The organism is Sphingomonas degradans, assembly GCF_053502645.1.
The window spans coordinates 3768226-3782749 of record NZ_CP177172.1 but is presented as its reverse complement, the minus strand read 5'-3'; the positions used below and the strand labels follow the sequence as shown (position 1 = coordinate 3782749).

At 70.2% G+C, this 14524-nt stretch carries 19 protein-coding genes; 9 read left to right on the top strand and 10 right to left on the bottom strand.

The genetic code is table 11. The features are described from left to right. The first annotated feature begins 216 nt into the window (after positions 1–216). The 6 genes from ACG3SL_RS17440 to ACG3SL_RS17415 all read left to right on the top strand — a co-directional run bounded on the left by ACG3SL_RS17440 (position 217) and on the right by ACG3SL_RS17415 (position 5782). Positions 217–2730, top strand: a complete 2514-nt coding sequence (locus ACG3SL_RS17440; protein ID WP_448662432.1) for a helicase-related protein — start codon at positions 217–219, stop codon at positions 2728–2730. Further along, positions 2723–3028: a S4 domain-containing protein gene (locus tag ACG3SL_RS17435; protein ID WP_448662431.1), complete on the top strand. Its 306-nt coding sequence runs from the start codon at positions 2723–2725 to the stop codon at positions 3026–3028. The genes ACG3SL_RS17440 and ACG3SL_RS17435 overlap by 8 nt, the downstream gene beginning before the upstream one ends. 42 nt (positions 3029–3070) lie before the next feature. Next, positions 3071–3409, top strand: coding sequence for a ferredoxin FdxA (fdxA, locus tag ACG3SL_RS17430; protein ID WP_448662430.1), 339 nt, complete (start codon positions 3071–3073; stop codon positions 3407–3409). A gap of 266 nt (positions 3410–3675) precedes the next feature. Continuing rightward, positions 3676–4209, top strand: a complete 534-nt coding sequence (locus ACG3SL_RS17425; RefSeq protein WP_448662429.1) for a CarD family transcriptional regulator — start codon at positions 3676–3678, stop codon at positions 4207–4209. A 111-nt stretch (positions 4210–4320) separates the two neighbouring features. Further along, positions 4321–5043, top strand: a complete 723-nt coding sequence (locus tag ACG3SL_RS17420; RefSeq protein WP_448662428.1) for a head GIN domain-containing protein — start codon at positions 4321–4323, stop codon at positions 5041–5043. Between the two features lie 40 nt (positions 5044–5083). Then, positions 5084–5782 carry a GIN domain-containing protein gene (locus tag ACG3SL_RS17415; protein ID WP_448662427.1) on the top strand — a complete coding sequence of 233 codons (699 nt, stop codon included), beginning with the start codon at positions 5084–5086 and terminating at the stop codon, positions 5780–5782. 9 nt (positions 5783–5791) lie between these two features. Here ACG3SL_RS17415 and pdeM read toward each other — a convergent pair whose 3' ends face one another. From pdeM to ACG3SL_RS17395, 4 genes are read right to left on the bottom strand one after another with little or no spacing between them, the layout of a single operon-like run. Beyond that, positions 5792–6454, bottom strand: coding sequence for a ligase-associated DNA damage response endonuclease PdeM (gene pdeM, locus ACG3SL_RS17410; RefSeq protein ID WP_448662426.1), 663 nt, complete (start codon positions 6452–6454; stop codon positions 5792–5794). Between the two features lie 32 nt (positions 6455–6486). Next, on the bottom strand, positions 6487–6930 hold the full coding sequence (locus ACG3SL_RS17405; RefSeq protein WP_448662425.1) for a hypothetical protein: 444 nt from the start codon (positions 6928–6930) through the stop codon (positions 6487–6489). A gap of 55 nt (positions 6931–6985) precedes the next feature. Next, a complete protein-coding gene (locus ACG3SL_RS17400; protein ID WP_448662424.1) occupies positions 6986–7198 on the bottom strand; it encodes a hypothetical protein in 213 nt (70 codons plus the stop codon). A 54-nt stretch (positions 7199–7252) separates the two neighbouring features. Beyond that, positions 7253–8203, bottom strand: a complete 951-nt coding sequence (locus tag ACG3SL_RS17395) for a hypothetical protein (protein WP_448662423.1) — start codon at positions 8201–8203, stop codon at positions 7253–7255. Between the two features lie 122 nt (positions 8204–8325). Here ACG3SL_RS17395 and rarD point away from each other — a divergent pair, with 122 nt between their 5' ends. Continuing rightward, on the top strand, positions 8326–9231 hold the full coding sequence (gene rarD, locus ACG3SL_RS17390; protein ID WP_448662422.1) for an EamA family transporter RarD: 906 nt from the start codon (positions 8326–8328) through the stop codon (positions 9229–9231). A 6-nt stretch (positions 9232–9237) separates the two neighbouring features. Here the strand turns inward: rarD and ACG3SL_RS17385 are convergent, their stop codons facing one another. The 6 genes from ACG3SL_RS17385 to ACG3SL_RS17360 all read right to left on the bottom strand — a co-directional run bounded on the left by ACG3SL_RS17385 (position 9238) and on the right by ACG3SL_RS17360 (position 13549). Continuing rightward, positions 9238–10020 carry an SDR family NAD(P)-dependent oxidoreductase gene (locus tag ACG3SL_RS17385; protein ID WP_448662421.1) on the bottom strand — a complete coding sequence of 261 codons (783 nt, stop codon included), beginning with the start codon at positions 10018–10020 and terminating at the stop codon, positions 9238–9240. A gap of 23 nt (positions 10021–10043) precedes the next feature. Continuing rightward, complete coding sequence (locus ACG3SL_RS17380) at positions 10044–10823, bottom strand: crotonase/enoyl-CoA hydratase family protein (protein WP_448662420.1); 780 nt, start codon at positions 10821–10823, stop codon at positions 10044–10046. Between the two features lie 65 nt (positions 10824–10888). Beyond that, entirely contained in the window at positions 10889–11515 is a 627-nt protein-coding gene (locus ACG3SL_RS17375) for a winged helix-turn-helix domain-containing protein (RefSeq protein WP_448662419.1), read from the bottom strand. Positions 11516–11562: 47 nt separating this feature from the next. Beyond that, a complete protein-coding gene (locus ACG3SL_RS17370; RefSeq protein WP_448662418.1) occupies positions 11563–12465 on the bottom strand; it encodes a transposase in 903 nt (300 codons plus the stop codon). Continuing rightward, positions 12453–13394, bottom strand: coding sequence for a hypothetical protein (locus tag ACG3SL_RS17365; protein WP_448662417.1), 942 nt, complete (start codon positions 13392–13394; stop codon positions 12453–12455). Before ACG3SL_RS17365 ends, ACG3SL_RS17370 begins: the two co-directional genes overlap by 13 nt. 11 nt (positions 13395–13405) lie before the next feature. Continuing rightward, entirely contained in the window at positions 13406–13549 is a 144-nt protein-coding gene (locus ACG3SL_RS17360; RefSeq protein ID WP_448662416.1) for a hypothetical protein, read from the bottom strand. A 142-nt stretch (positions 13550–13691) separates the two neighbouring features. Here ACG3SL_RS17360 and ACG3SL_RS17355 point away from each other — a divergent pair, with 142 nt between their 5' ends. Further along, the gene (locus ACG3SL_RS17355) at positions 13692–14138 is read left to right on the top strand and encodes a PaaI family thioesterase (RefSeq protein ID WP_448662415.1); all 447 of its coding nucleotides are present in this window, start codon (positions 13692–13694) and stop codon (positions 14136–14138) included. Further along, a complete protein-coding gene (locus tag ACG3SL_RS17350; RefSeq protein ID WP_448662414.1) occupies positions 14135–14524 on the top strand; it encodes a PaaI family thioesterase in 390 nt (129 codons plus the stop codon). Before ACG3SL_RS17355 ends, ACG3SL_RS17350 begins: the two co-directional genes overlap by 4 nt.

Genomic DNA, 14524 nt, shown 5'->3' with positions numbered 1-14524 from the left:
GCTGCCGTATCCCCCGGCACGGACACGATCACTGTGGAGGGCAAGGTTTAAAGTCAAATTAAGCAGGCCCGTTTTGCCCATCCGGTGCGGCGAGATGTGCCGTGTCCGAGATGAGGGGAAATTTCAGGATGAAGGCCAGTAAAACCAACACGGTTAATGCCTGTTTTCAACCGGGGGGAGTTGCTTAAGGGCCGGTCCGGGGCAATCTTGTGCGCGATGAGCCAGTTCGCGCGTTCCCCCATCACGGCCGTTCTGGGTCCCACCAACACGGGCAAGACGCACCTCGCGGTCGAGCGGATGTGCGGGCATTCCAGCGGGATGATCGGCTTTCCGCTGCGGCTGCTGGCGCGCGAGGTCTATGATCGCGTCGTCAAGCTGAAGGGCGAGGCGCAGGTCGCGCTGGTCACCGGCGAGGAAAAGATCGTTCCGCCCAAGGCGCGGTGGTTCCTGTGCACGGCTGAATCGATGCCGATCGGCGGCGCGCCGGGCGGGGCGGGAATCGACAGCGTGATTCCGGGCGAGCTGGCGTTCGTCGGGCTGGACGAGGCGCAGCTGGGCGCCGACCCGGAACGCGGGCATGTCTTTACCGATCGCCTGCTGCGTGCGCGCGGTCGCGAGGAGACGATGATCCTGGGTTCGGATTCGCTGCGTCCGATGCTCAAGGCGCTGGTGCCGGATGCCGAGGTCATCGGCCGCCCGCGCTTCTCGACGCTCAGCTATGCCGGGGCCAAGAAATTATCGAGGCTCCCGCGCCGCTCGGCGATCGTCGCCTTCTCGGCCGAGGAAGTCTATGCCGTGGCGGAGGCGCTGCGGCGGCTGCGCGGGGGCGCGGCAGTGGTGATGGGGGCGCTGTCCCCCCGCACCCGCAATGCCCAGGTGGCGATGTTCCAGGCTGGCGAAGTCGATTATCTGGTCGCGACCGACGCGATCGGCATGGGGCTCAACATGGACGTGGCGCATGTCGCCTTCGCCTCGCTTTCCAAGTTCGACGGGCGGCGCCAGCGGCGGCTGACCATCGCCGAAATGGCGCAGATCGCCGGGCGCGCCGGACGGCACCAGCGCGACGGCACCTTCGGCGCGCTGAACGAGGAAGGGCCGAACGCCTTCACGCCCGAGGAAGTGCTGGCGATCGAGGGGCATCAGGTGCCCCGGCTGGAGCATCTTTACTGGCGCGAGGGCGAGCCCGATTTCGACAGTATCGAGGCGCTGGTCGACAGCCTGGAGCGCAAGCCGCGCCACGACGTGCTGCGCGCCGCGCCCGAAGCGATCGACCTGGCGGTGCTCAAACGGCTGGCAGGCGAGGATTGGGTGCGCGCCCGCGTCCGCGCGCCGCGCATGGTCCAGCGGCTCTGGGCGGCGTGCGGGCTGCCCGATTTCCGCAAGCTGGGGGTCGATCCGCACGCGCGCTTCGTCGGGCGGCTGTTCGGGCATTTGTCCGAAGGGCATGGCCATGTCCCGCACCAATGGTTCGCCGACGAGATCCAGCGGCTCGACAACATGGCGGGCGATGTCGAGACGCTGGCCGGGCGGATCGCCGCCGCGCGCAGCTGGGCCTATATCGCCCACCGCGCCGACTGGCTCCAGGACCCGCGCCACTGGGCGGAGCGGACGCGCGCGATCGAGGAGAAGCTGTCCGACGCGCTGCACGCCAGCCTGACCCAGCGCTTCGTCGATCGCCGCACCACCGTGCTGCTGCGCCAGATCGGCGCCAACCCCGCCGACCTGCCGGTAACGATCGGGGCCGAGGGCGAAGTCACGGTCGAGGATCACCCGCTCGGCCGGCTGGAGGGATTCCGCTTCACCGTCACCCCCGATGCCCGCGCCACCGACAAGCGCATGCTACTCGCCGCCGCCGAGAAGCGGCTGGGGGGCGAACTGCGCAAGCGTGGGCGCGCGCTGGCCGAGGCGGAGGATGCGGCGCTGGCGCTGGTCGGCAGCGTGATCGCGTGGAACGGGCACGGCGTCGCCGCGCTGCAACCGGGGCCCACGCTGGCGCGCCCGCGCATCGTGCTCGATCGCCCGCTCGACGTGCTGGATGCACAGGCGCGCGCGGCGGTGCAGGCCCGGCTGGAGCGCTGGTTCGGCGATCGCATCGCCCGGCACCTGCCGGTGTTCGCCGCGCTGGATGCCACCACGCGCGATGCCGCAGCGGGGGCGCCGCTGCGTGCGCTGGCCACGGCGCTGCTCGAGGCGGGCGGGCTGTTGCCGCGCCGCGCGGCGGGGCCGCTGGTCGATGCGCTGGACGGCGATGCGCGCAAGCGGCTGCGCAAGATGGGGGTGACGATCGGCACGCTCGACCTGTTCGCGCCTGCGCTGCTCAAGCCCGGCGCGGCGCGCTGGCGGCGCGAGCTGATGGCGTTGGCCGATGCCCCGCGCGACGGGGCGACCGTGCTGCCGCGCGCCGCGCCCGGTGCCGATCTGCGCCACGGGTTTCGCCCGCTCGGCGCGCAGGCGGTGCGGATCGACCTGGTCGATCGGATCGCCCGCGCAGCGCATGATTCGCGAAAGGGGCGCAAGCCGTTCGCGCCCGATCCGGCGCTCGCGACGTCGATGGGGCTGCTCCCCGAAACGCTGGCGCGGTTGATGGCGCAGCTGGGGTTCCGCACCGCGCGGGGCGATGCCGCCGCGCCGCAACGCTGGATCTGGCAGGGGCTGGTGCCGCCCGCCCCGGTCAAGGCGCCGCCGCGCGACAATGCCTTTGCCGTGCTGGCCGCGTTGCGCGATGGCTGACCCCAGCGTCCGGCTCGACATCTTCCTGTGGTATGCGCGGCTGGCCAAGTCGCGCAGTGCGGCCCAGGCACTTTGCGAGAAGGGCACGCTGCGGCTCGACGGGCGCCGGATCGAGCGGTCTGCGGCGCCGGTGCGGGTCGGCTCTACCATCGTGTTCGTGCTCCACGGCACGGTCCGCGCGCTGCGGGTCGAGGCGCTTCCCCGCCGGCGCGGGCCGCCCGCCGAAGCAGCTGCGCTTTACACCCCCCTCGAAATCCAGCGTCCCAAGGCCGTTGACGGGGCGGAGGACGACGCATAGCAGGGGCGCGATTCTTCGTATCTGCCCAGGAGCCGACCCACCATGACCTATGTCGTCACCGACGCATGCATCCGGTGCAAGTACATGGACTGTGTCGAGGTGTGTCCCGTCGACTGCTTCTATGAGGGCGAGAACATGCTCGTCATCAACCCCAATGAATGCATCGACTGCGGCGTGTGCGAGCCCGAATGCCCGGCCGAGGCGATCCTGCCCGATACCGAGAACGGGCTGGAAAAGTGGTTGGAGCTCAACCGCGCCTATTCCGAGGAATGGCCCAACATCACCCAGAAGGGCGAAGCGCCTGCGGACGCCGACGCGTTCAAGGGCGAAGAGGGCAAGTTCGACAAGTATTTCTCGGCCGAGCCCGGCACCGGCAACTGATCGGCGCCGCGGCCTCGTCCGCGCCCGGTAACCGCGCGTAAACCACCAAAATCCGGGAACGGCACAGCTTTTGTGCCGTTTCACGGTGACGTTTGGCTGGTAATTTTATTACGAGCGTGTTAAATAGGCCACGACGAAGGTGGAGAATCGCCTTCGCCCGGAGAACTTGGGAAGTTGCCCCGATCCGCCGGTCCGTACCGCCTAGCGCGCTCGGGTCGACGCCGCAATCGTTCGGGGCCGGTAATTCACGGAAAGGTTTCTCGCACATGGCTGCAAAGGCGCTGTCCTTCGACGTCGGCGATTATGTCGTTTACCCCAAGCACGGCGTGGGCCGTGTCATCGAGCTGCAGAAACAGGAAATTGCGGGCATGCAGCTCGAGCTTTACGTACTGCGTTTCGAAAAAGAGAAGATGACGCTCCGCGTGCCGACCAACAAGGCCGAGAGCGTCGGCATGCGCAAGCTGTCCTCGGACAAGACGCTGCGCGAGGCGCTTGAGACGCTCAAGGGCAAGCCCCGCGTCAAGCGCACCATGTGGTCGCGCCGCGCGCAGGAATATGAGGCCAAGATCAATTCGGGCGACCTGGTGTCGATCGCCGAAGTGGTCCGCGACCTGTTCCGTGCCGAGGACCAGCCCGAGCAGAGCTATTCCGAGCGGCAGATCTTCGAAGGCGCCGCCTCGCGCCTCGCCCGCGAACTAGCCGCGATGGAACAGATCGACGAGCCCGCCGCGCTGGTGAAGATCGTCGATATCCTCAAGGTGGCGGCGGCCATCCACAACAAGGACAAGGTCCCGGCCTGAACGCCGGCACCCGTGCTGAAATAGCGAAAGGGGCAGTCGGCAACGACGGCCCCTTTTCCTTGCGCACCATCTGGTGTATTGTTGGTGCAATACACATTGTCGGGAGACCCTATGCGCATGTTCGTGATCGCTGCCCTGCTGCCGCTGGCGGCATGCCAATCCGCCTGGGAAAAGGACAGCCAGGCCGTGCCCGCCACGGGAACCGGCGCCACCCGCAGCGTTGCCGCAACCGGCTTCACGGCGGTGGAGCTGCGCGGGTCGGACGATGTGGACGTGACGATCGGGCCCAATTTCGCCGTCACCGCCGAGGGACAGGCCAAGGTGCTCGACCAGCTGGAGATCACCGTGGTCGATGGCCGGCTGCGCGTCGGGCGCAAGCGCAACAGTGGCAATTGGAACTGGAACGACGACAAGGGCGCCCGCATCCATGTCGTGATGCCGCGCCTGACCGGGGCGAGCGTCGGGGGATCGGGCAATCTGAGCGTCGCACGGGCCGAAGGCGCGTTTGAAGGCGGCGTGTCGGGTTCGGGCGACCTCGACATCGCCGACATGCAGGTCAGCGCCGCCACCTTCGCCGTCGCGGGCTCGGGCACGCTCACGGCGGCGGGCCGGACCGACAAGCTCGAAGTGTCGATCGCCGGATCGGGCGATGCCGACCTGGAAGGCCTGACCGCAAAGAGTGCGCAAATCTCCATCGCGGGCTCGGGCAGCCTGAATGGTAATGTCAGCGGCCCGGCAGAGGTGTCGATCGTCGGATCGGGCGACGTCACGCTCAAGGGTGGGGCCCAGTGCACCGTCCATGCCGTCGGCTCGGGCGAGGCGGACTGTAGCTGAGCGCTTGCGCAGCGGCACGCGCCGGGCGAGGATCGCGCGCATGCGCATCCTTGCCCTGCTCGTCCCGCTGCTGACGCTTGCCGCCGCGCCCCCGCTCGACGAGCGCAGCGTGATGGTGACCGGATTCGACCGCCTTCGCGTCGAGGGTCCCTTTACGGTGACAGTGGTCGACGGATCGCCCGGCGCCATCGTGCGGGGCGATTCCCGCGCGCTCGATCAGGTTGCGGTGCGCGTGCAGGGCACCACGCTGGTGGTCAACACCGGCACGCTCGGCTGGGAGCAGCGGGCGGGCGGGCGTGATGTCGCACCGGCGATCACCGTCTCGGCTACCGGGCTGCGCGGCGTGCAGGTCACGGGCGGTGCGCGCGTGCAGGTGGCGGGATTGCAGGGCACGCGCGTCGATGTCGGCGTCAATGGTGCCGGGGCGATCGACATCGCCCGCCTTTCCGCCGACGATCTCGCGGTGACGCTCACCGGCACCGGCCGCATCGCGATCGGTGGCGGCACGGCTGGGCGCGCGCGGATGCTCTCCTACGGCGCCGGCACGATCGATGCGGACGGCCTGACGGTGGGCGAGGCGAATGTGCGCGCGGAAAGCACCGGCGCGCTGGCGCTGGGGGTGCGGTACACCGCCACCATCGCCGCGCTGGGCGCGGGGCCGGTGCGGATCGTCGGCGCGCCCGAATGCACGGTCAGCGGCCCCGGCCCGGTCGATTGCGCCAATATCAAGCGGCGCTGAGCCTCGCGTTCACGCCGCGATCGGGAAGCGCAACAGCCGGTCCTCCAGCGCGACCAGTGCCTGCGCGCCGCTTCCCACGGCGCGGACGATTTCGGGATGGTGCGCGTCCAGCCCGCCGGTCAGCGCGCCAAAGGCGGGAAAGACCAGCTTGCTCCCGGTCGCAACGAAACACCGCCGCGCGACCGCCCGGCCCCGCACGCTGATCCGCAGCTTCGGGTGGAAATGCCCTGACATTTCGGGCCGCGTCTCGCGCGGATCGGCTTCGTGGCGCAGCACGATGCCGTCGATCACGGCTTCTTCCTCGATCCGCCCGCCGCAATGGTCGACGAACTGCGCGTCATGGTTGCCCGTGATCCAGCGCCAGTCGAGCCGCGCGGTCAGCCCGGTGAGCATCGCCCGTGCCGCCTCGGGCAGTCGCTCGCACCCGTCCGAATCGTGGAAACTGTCGCCCAGGCACCATAATTCGGTCGCGCCGGTGCGATCGACCAGCGCCGTCAGCGCGCTCAGCGTCGCGAGCGAATCATAGGGGGGCAGCATCTGCCCCTTGCTCGCAAACCAGCTCGCCTTTTCGAAATGCAGGTCGGCGACGAGCAGCGCGCGCCGTGCCGGCCAGTAGAGCGCGCCCTCGGGCAACGCGCTGAATTCCTTGCCAGCGAACGAAAGGGGAACCATGGCCCCGCTATCCGTCCGGCAGGCCCCGGCTGTCAACAGCGCAGGATCGGCACCCGCCGCTTTTCGAAGGTGATGACGCCGTGCCCGGCATCGATGCGCTCGACGCGATAGGTGCGCCGCGTCGGCGGGTCGAGCTTGACCGGCGCCTCGCCGCCATTCTCGAAGCGCTCGGTGACGGTTTCGGTCAGCATGTCACCCTCCAGCGCCCACCGCCCGACTTCGCCCGCATTGTCGAGCGCGCCATCGGCTTCGTAATGAATCACGAAATCGGTCGAGCAGGTCGCGTCGAACGACCATGCGCCGACGATCCAGTCGCGCAGGGGCGAGGCTGGACCGGGCGTGGTGGATGGCGTGGCGGGCGCAGCCTGTGGAGGCAAATCGCGCTTCTCGACCGCGTTCGCCGCCGGCGCGCCGGGCGAACATCCCGCCAGCGCCACCAGCGCGATTGCCGCCGCTATGTATCCCCGCTGCCCCATGCCGCCGCGTATAGCGGAATCGCCGCCGCGCGGGTAGCGGCGACGGCGTGCGCGATCAGTTGGCGGGCGTCTTTTTGGGGGTCACCCACACTTCGACCGGCGACACCACCTTGCCCGGTGCGGGCTTGCCGACATGGACGCGCTCGGCTGTGACGAGTTCGCCGGTTTCCAGCGTGAAGGAAGCCCATGGCTTCGGCATCCGGCCAAAGCTCATGCGTTGAATCGGTTGGCCGGTGGTCGTGTTCATGATCGTTGCGATGATACCCATCGCGGCCCGATAGCCACCCCGGCGGCGCCGTGTCCAGCGCCGCCGTGCAGGCGATCAGGAAGTAAAGACCGATCGGCTCAGCTGGTCGCGCACCAGCGTGCGCCCTTCTTCCATCCGCGCGCGCACCGCGCGTTCGGCCCGCGCCATCTCGGCGGCCAGCGCCAGCCGGCGGGCGCCGATCGCCTGGAATTGCGCGCGGTCGGCGGGGCTGTTGAACCCGAAATAGCCGCCCGCGTTGAACCAGCTGCGCCGCGCGAGCAGGGCGCACAATTCGCCCGAGGCATCGAGCATCGCGATCTGGTTGGCCAATAGCGTGTCCGTCGCCGGATCGGGATTGGTGGCTGCGGCGATCTGGAGCATCCCCTGCCGTGCCCGGGGCGGCAGCGTGGCGGCGGCGATCGCCGCGCGTAGCGCCGCGGCATCGGTGCCGCGCCTTGCCGATTGCTTGCGGGCTAGGTCCTTGATCGCGTCCAGCCCGGCGCAATGCTGGATCGCGCGCGGGTCCTGCTGGAGCAGATAGGGGCTGTTCAGCGCCCCCAGCCCGAATGCGCCCATCGCGTCCGCGAACGCGCGCTGGTCCGCCAGATCGGCCTTGAGCGACTGGACGAAGCGCGCGGACACCGGCCCGCGCGCGCTGGCGTCGGCGGGCATCAGCGGCGCGCCATTGGGGGCGAACTCGATTTCGGCAAAGCTGCTCGCATCGGCCCGCGCCCGCGTCTGGTACTGGGCGTGCGCGATCAGCCCCGCGCCCGCGCCGGCGGCGATCAGCAGCACCAGCGACCCCAGCTTCCACGCCAGTGACGCATAGCGGACGGTGACGACCAACCCCACCAGCCACAGCGCAAGGCCCAGCCCCCCGCCCCCCAGCACCAGCGCCGCCATCGGGCGCGGTGCCGCCAGCAGCGGCGCGGCCACGGCGGCCAGCACCAGCACGGCGTTCCCGCCCAGTATCGCCAGCACGGGATGGTCGTGCGGCGTCTGCGCTTCGTGAACGGCGTCCTCCATGTCGAAATCTCCCCCCGGATAGCGCGACTGTACGCAAGGCGGGGGCGGGCGCAATGCCGCGCGGGACGGTAAATACCCGGCGCGGGGCCTTGCCAGCGGCGGCACTCTCGGCGCAATCGGGCATGATGCACCGCACAACGCTTCCCGACGCCAAGGGCCTTCTGCTCGGCATCTGCGCCTATGTCATCTGGGGCGTGCTGCCGCTCTACTTCCACCTGCTGAAGGACGTGCCGCCGCTCCAGATCCTTGCGCATCGCGTGCTGTGGTCGGTGCTGCTGCTGATGGTCCTCGTCCTCGCGCTGAAGAAGGCGCGGCCGATCCTGGCGGCAGCGCGGGGGCGCACGCTGCTGCTGCTCGCCGCCAGCGCCGCGCTGATCGCGATCAACTGGTACACCTATATCTGGGCGGTCCAGCACAACCATGTGCTCGAGGCGAGCCTGGGTTATTTCATCAATCCGCTGCTCAACGTCGCGCTCGGCATGCTAGTGCTGCGCGAGCGGTTGCGGCGGTGGCAGGGGGTGGCGATCGCGATCGCCGCCGCCGGGGTCGTGGTGTTCGCATCGCAGGGGGGCGGGGCGCTGTGGATCTCGCTGGTGCTCGCGGCGTCGTTCGGCGTCTATGGCCTGCTGCGCAAGGTGGCGGCGATCGACGCGCTGGGCGGGCTGACGGTGGAAACGCTGCTCCTCGCCCCGCTGGCGCTGCTGGTGCTGTGGCAGGCATCGGCGACCGGGCAGGGGGCGATGGGGCATGACGCCCGCACCGACATATTGCTGGTCCTGGCGGGCATCGTCACCGCCGCGCCGCTGCTGATGTTCGCCGCCGCTGCACGGCGCATGCCCTATGCCACGCTGGGGCTGATCCAGTATATCGCGCCGTCGCTGCAATTTGCCGAAGCGGTGCTGTTCGGCGAGCGCGTGGGGCCCGCGCATGCGATCACCTTCGCGCTGATCTGGATCGGCTGCGGGCTCTATGCGTGGGACAGCCTGCGCAGCGCGCGCGCCGCGCCGCTGGTGATGGAGCCCGACTGACGGCGATTACCGCCGGCGCTGGATGGCACCCACCACGCGGCGCAGCAGGATGCGCGGGGTCAGCCGCGTCGAAAACGCCAGAACCGCGTTGCGCGCGCCCGATACCTTGATCGCGCGGTTCGCCTCCAGCGCGGCCAGCCCGTCGCGCACCACCGCCGCCGGATCACCCGCCAGCCGGCGCAGCGCGAAATCCTTCGCCGATCCCGCGACGTCGAAAAATTCGGTCGCGGTCGGCCCCGGACACAGTGCGGTCACGCGCACGCCCTGTCGCCGCACTTCCTCGTGCAACGCTTCGGACAGGCTCAGCACGAACGCCTTGGTCGCGTAATAGACCGCCATGCCCGGCCCCGCCTGGAACGCGGCGGTCGAGGCGACGTTGAGGATCGCGCCCTCCCGCCGCTCGATCATGGCCGGCAGCACCGCGTGGCAAAGCTCGGTGAGCGCGCGGCAATTGAGGTCGATCATCCGCACCAGCTGGCGCCGGTCCTGCCCGGCAAAGCCGCCGCCCAGCCCGAACCCGGCATTGTTGACGAGCAGGTCCACCGCCAGCCCGCGCCGCGCGATTTCGCCCATCAGCGCATCGGCGGCCCCGCCTTCGGCCAGGTCGAGCGCGATCACCTCCACGGCGACGCCGTGCGTGCCGCGCAGCCGCTCGGCCAGTGCCTCCAGCCGATCGGCGCGCCGGGCAGTGAGGATCAGGCGATGCCCCCGCGCCGCCAACGCCTCTGCGAACAGCGCGCCGAGGCCTGCGGAAGCGCCGGTGACGAGTGCCGTGCCGGTGGTTGTCATCGCGTGGTTCCCTTTCTTCCCGCTCAGTCGGTGAAGACTGGCGCGCGCTTCTGCATATTGGCCATCACCGCTTCGATCTGGTTGGGCGTGCGCAGCAGCGCGGCCTGTTCGCGGCTTTCGGCGAGCAGCGTGGTTTCGGCATCGCCCTCCATATTGGCAAGGCGCTTGGCGGCGCGGATCGCCTGGGGGTGGCGCGCGGCAATCGCCCGGGCCAGCGCCATCGCCTCGGCATGGGGGTCGTCGGCCAGCCGCGTGACGAAGCCCAGCGCCTGCGCCTCCTGCGCGGAAAACTCGCGCGCGGTATAGCTCAGCTCGCGCAGCACGTCGTCGCGCACGCTGCCGCGCCACAGCGCATATCCGGCCATGTCGGGGACGATACCCCATTTCATTTCCATCACGGCCATCCGCGTGTCGGGCGCGGCGATGCGGATGTCCGCGCCACTCGCGATCTGGAGCCCGCCGCCCAGCGCGACGCCGTGTACCGCCGCGATCACCGGCACCGCCAGCGTGCGCCAGCCCCAGGCGACCTGCTGGAAATCATTCGCCGCGCCGTGCGTGCGCACCATCAGGTCGGTGCCGCTGCCCGCGCTCGCCATGCTCGCCATGTCGAGTCCCGCGCAGAAGCCGCGCCCCTCGCCCGACAGCACCACCGCGCGCAGCCCCGGCATCGCCTCCAGCGTGGCAATCGTGTCGATGATGGCTGCGAACATCGCCGGGTCCAGCGCATTGAGCTTGTCGGGCCGCGCCAGCCGGACATCGGCGACGCCCTCGGCAAAGGCGATGGTGACGCGCTGCTCGGTCATGCTTCCTGCTCCTGGGCTCTTTTGCGCGAAGCATAGGCACGTTCGCCGGGAGCGGTCCATAGGAGTCAACGGTCCGCGACCAGCCGGTATCCGCGTCCGCGCTCGGTGTGGATCAGCGGCACGGCGTGTCCCCGGTCCAGCCGCGCGCGCAGCCGGGCGACATGGACCTCGACCACGTTGGTCCCCGGATCGAACCCCAGCCGCCACACCGCCGCGAGCAGCACGCGCCGCCCGACGCATTGCCCCTGCGCCCGCACCAGATGGAGCAGCAGCGCATATTCGCGCGGCAGCAGCGGCACCGGCTGTCCGCCGCGCCACACCGCGCGCGCGACCGGATCGATCCGCAGCGATCCGATCTGTATCGTCTGCAACGGCCGCAGCCGCGCCGCCACCCTCGCCGCGATCTCGCCGGCGCTGGCGGGCAGGGCGACGGCATCGTCCGCGCCGGCGTCGAGTGCTGCGGTCACGCCGCCCGCGTCGTCGCCGGGCAGCAGCACCAGTAGCGGCACCGTCCACCCCGCCCCGCGTAGCGCCGCGACGCGCGTGGCGGCATCGCCCCGCTCCAGCGCCATTATGGCGGCATCGGCGGTTGCCATGCCCTGGGAATCGAGCCCGGTCAGCCGCATCCCGCGCGCGTGCGCCGCGTCGGCCATGCCCGGAATGTCTAGCGCACACGCGATGATAGCGGCCACGCCGGCAGGCTAGCGGCGCGGGCGCTGCGGTCGATCCGATTCCTCCGTTATGGAGTTACTTGTGCTTGTTCGTGCAATGCCAGTCGCCGTCGGGCATGGCCGGCAACGGTGCGGCACGGCGACCCGGCTGCGGCCTCGAGCAGCGCCACGGCCTGTGCCGGTCGCGCGGAGGCCAGCGCGGCCAGCGCCGTCACCCGCATCCGCGCGCAGGGGTGCGCGCGCGCGAACCGCTCGGCCAGGTCGAGCCCGTTGGCGGTGTGGACGGCCACCGCCACCAATGCCTCCGCCGCCGTCGTCGTCAGGCCGGCGGCGATCGTCCCGCGCGCAGTGTCGAAGCGATATTGCTCGATCCAGGGCTGTTCGGGCGCGGCGCCGAGGATGTTGAGCGACACCGACAGGCTGTCCGGCGGCAATTGCACATGCACGTCGCGCCGCATCCGATACAGCATCAGCCGCCCCGGCTCGAGCCGCGCGCGCTCGACAAAGCGCAGCCCCGCATCCTCGCCCGGCACACCCAGCACGGCGTCGCCGTCATATTCGTAATAGTCGCTCCAATAGCCCGGCCCCAGATAGCCATAGGTGAGGAACGGAAAATTATGGTCGTGCGGCAGGTCGTAAAAGAACGCCGCCGTGCCGCTGGCGCGCACCACCGCATCGTCGCGCGCGGGCCAGAAATTGGCGCGCAGGACATAGCGGCCATTGGGCGGGCGCAGCAGGAACACCTGCGCGCCATAGCCCCGGCTGGCATGCTGGCCCTCGCACCGCGTCTTGAGTTCGTCGATCGCCATGTCCGCCAGGAAATCGGGGTTGCGGCCCAGCCGCGCGAGCAGCGGACCCAGCCGCGCGAAATCGTCTTCGTCGCGCGTGTCGAAGGGCGTGGCGTCGAGCGCTTCGACCAGTTCGTCCAGCGTGATGGCGTCACCCACACCGGGTTCGATCAGGCGAGGCATGGCACGCGCTCCAGCTTGGGCCGGACCACTGCCAGCGTGCGTGCCGCCGCCGCGCGGATGTCGGGATGGGGGTCGCCCGCCGCCATCTCGACCAGCCGGGGCAGCGCCGCCGCGCCGTCGAGCACCAGCCATTCGCGCATCGCCGCCCAGCGCAGCTGAAACGCGGCGTCTCGGGTGGCGGCGTCGAACGCCGCGCCTGCATCGCGCCGCCCCGCCAGCCGCAGGAACCCCAGCAGCATTTCGACGCGCGAGGCGCGATCGTCGGCGCTCGCCACCCGCGCCAGCGCGCCGCTCTCCACACTATGTTCGCGCACCAGCGGCGCCGCACCCGCGCGCAGCGTCGCCACCAGCGTGACGACATCGCCCTGCGCATCGTGGAGCCGCTGCGCCGTCGTCCTGCCATCGATGCGATAGACCGCGCCGTCGCGCAGCGCCCGCGTCTCGCCGCGCACGCACGGCGGCGCAGTCGAAGCACGAAACGCCGGCCCCGGCGCTGCTGCGTGCCACAGCGTCAGCGCCGCGCCGCCCGCGCGCACCACGCGCGTCACGGTCATCCGCCCGGTAAAGGCAATGCGCGGCGGCACCACGCGAGTCGCCGCCGCCTGCGTCACGCTCGCCGCGATCGACAGCGCGGGGCCGTCGTACAGGACAAGGCCCGTGCGCGCGGCGTCGCGCGCGACCTTGCATGGCGGCTCGAAAAACGGGTCCGCCGCCAGCGCTGCCACCAGCGGATCGAGCAATGCCGCAACCCAGCCGGCATCGCCCAGCAGCCGTTCGGCGCGCAGGGCGGCGGCCTCCGCATCGTCGGGGCAATCGGCAAAGGCGCGTTCGATCCCCCGAAACGCCGCACCATTCTGCCAGTGCGCGATCGCCGCGCGTGTCGTCGGGCGCGTGGCCTCGATTGCGGCGCGGATCGCCGCCGCGTCCATCGCGGCCTTCCTTACGGCGCGAGTTCGTAGATCAGCACGGCGATGCCGATGATAAGCTCGAACAAGTCGTCGATGCCCATCACTTCGCCCGCCTGCACTGCGCCATGGCACGCCACCTGCGTGCCCAGCTCGGCAATGTCCCCGAAATCTATCATGTCGCTGTCCCCCCTGATTGCCGGCGTTCGCCGTGGCGCCACGCTATGCAACGAAGGGAGCGGGCGCCCGTTACATCGCTGTAATCCGGGCGCGCGATGGCGCGGGTTTGCGCGGGCGGGGGCGGCGCGCTACGGGCCGGGGATGAGTGAGACCAGCGGCTTCGACCCCCAATGGATGTTCCGGCTTCGCCGCGAGAGCGGGCGGGGCGGGCATGGCGGGCGGCTGGGCATCGGCTATCGCGCGCACGGGCCCGACTGGTGCGAGCTGGAGCTGCCTTATGCCGCCGACATGATCGGCGATCCCGAATCGCAAGTGCTCGCCTCGGGGCCCATTTTGTCGGTGATGGACATGGCGACCAGCGTCGGCGTGTGGCTGAAGGCGGGCGGCTTTCGCAACCATGCGACGCTCGACCTGCGGATAGACTATCTGCGCCCCGCGCGGCCCGGCCATACCGTGATCGGGCGCGGCGAATGCTATCGGCTGACGCGATCGATCGCGTTCGTGCGCGGGCAGGCGCATGACGGCGATCCGCAAGACCCGCTGGCCCATGTCGCGGGCACTTTCATGGCCGTGGAGGGCTATTGGTGAGCCTGTCGCTGGACCGTATCCCCTATGCCGCGCTGCTGGGGCTGAGCATCGAGCCGGGCGAGGGCGCGCCGGTGCTGCTTATGCCCTTTGCCGACGATGTGCTGGGGCGCCCTGGCTTCCTGCACGGCGGCGCGATCGGCGGGCTGCTCGAAATGGCGGCGGTGGCCGCACTGCACCAGGCGCTGGAGAGCGAAGGCGGGGGCAAGGTAAAGCCGATCAACCTCACCGTCGATTACATGCGCGGCGGCCGCGACAAGCCGACGCGCGCCCGCGGCACCGTGACGCGGCTGGGCAAGCGCGTCGCCAATGTCGAGGCCGTGGCATGGCAGGACGAACCCGACCGCCCGATCGCGGCGGCCCGGATGAACTATCTGATCGTGCGCTGA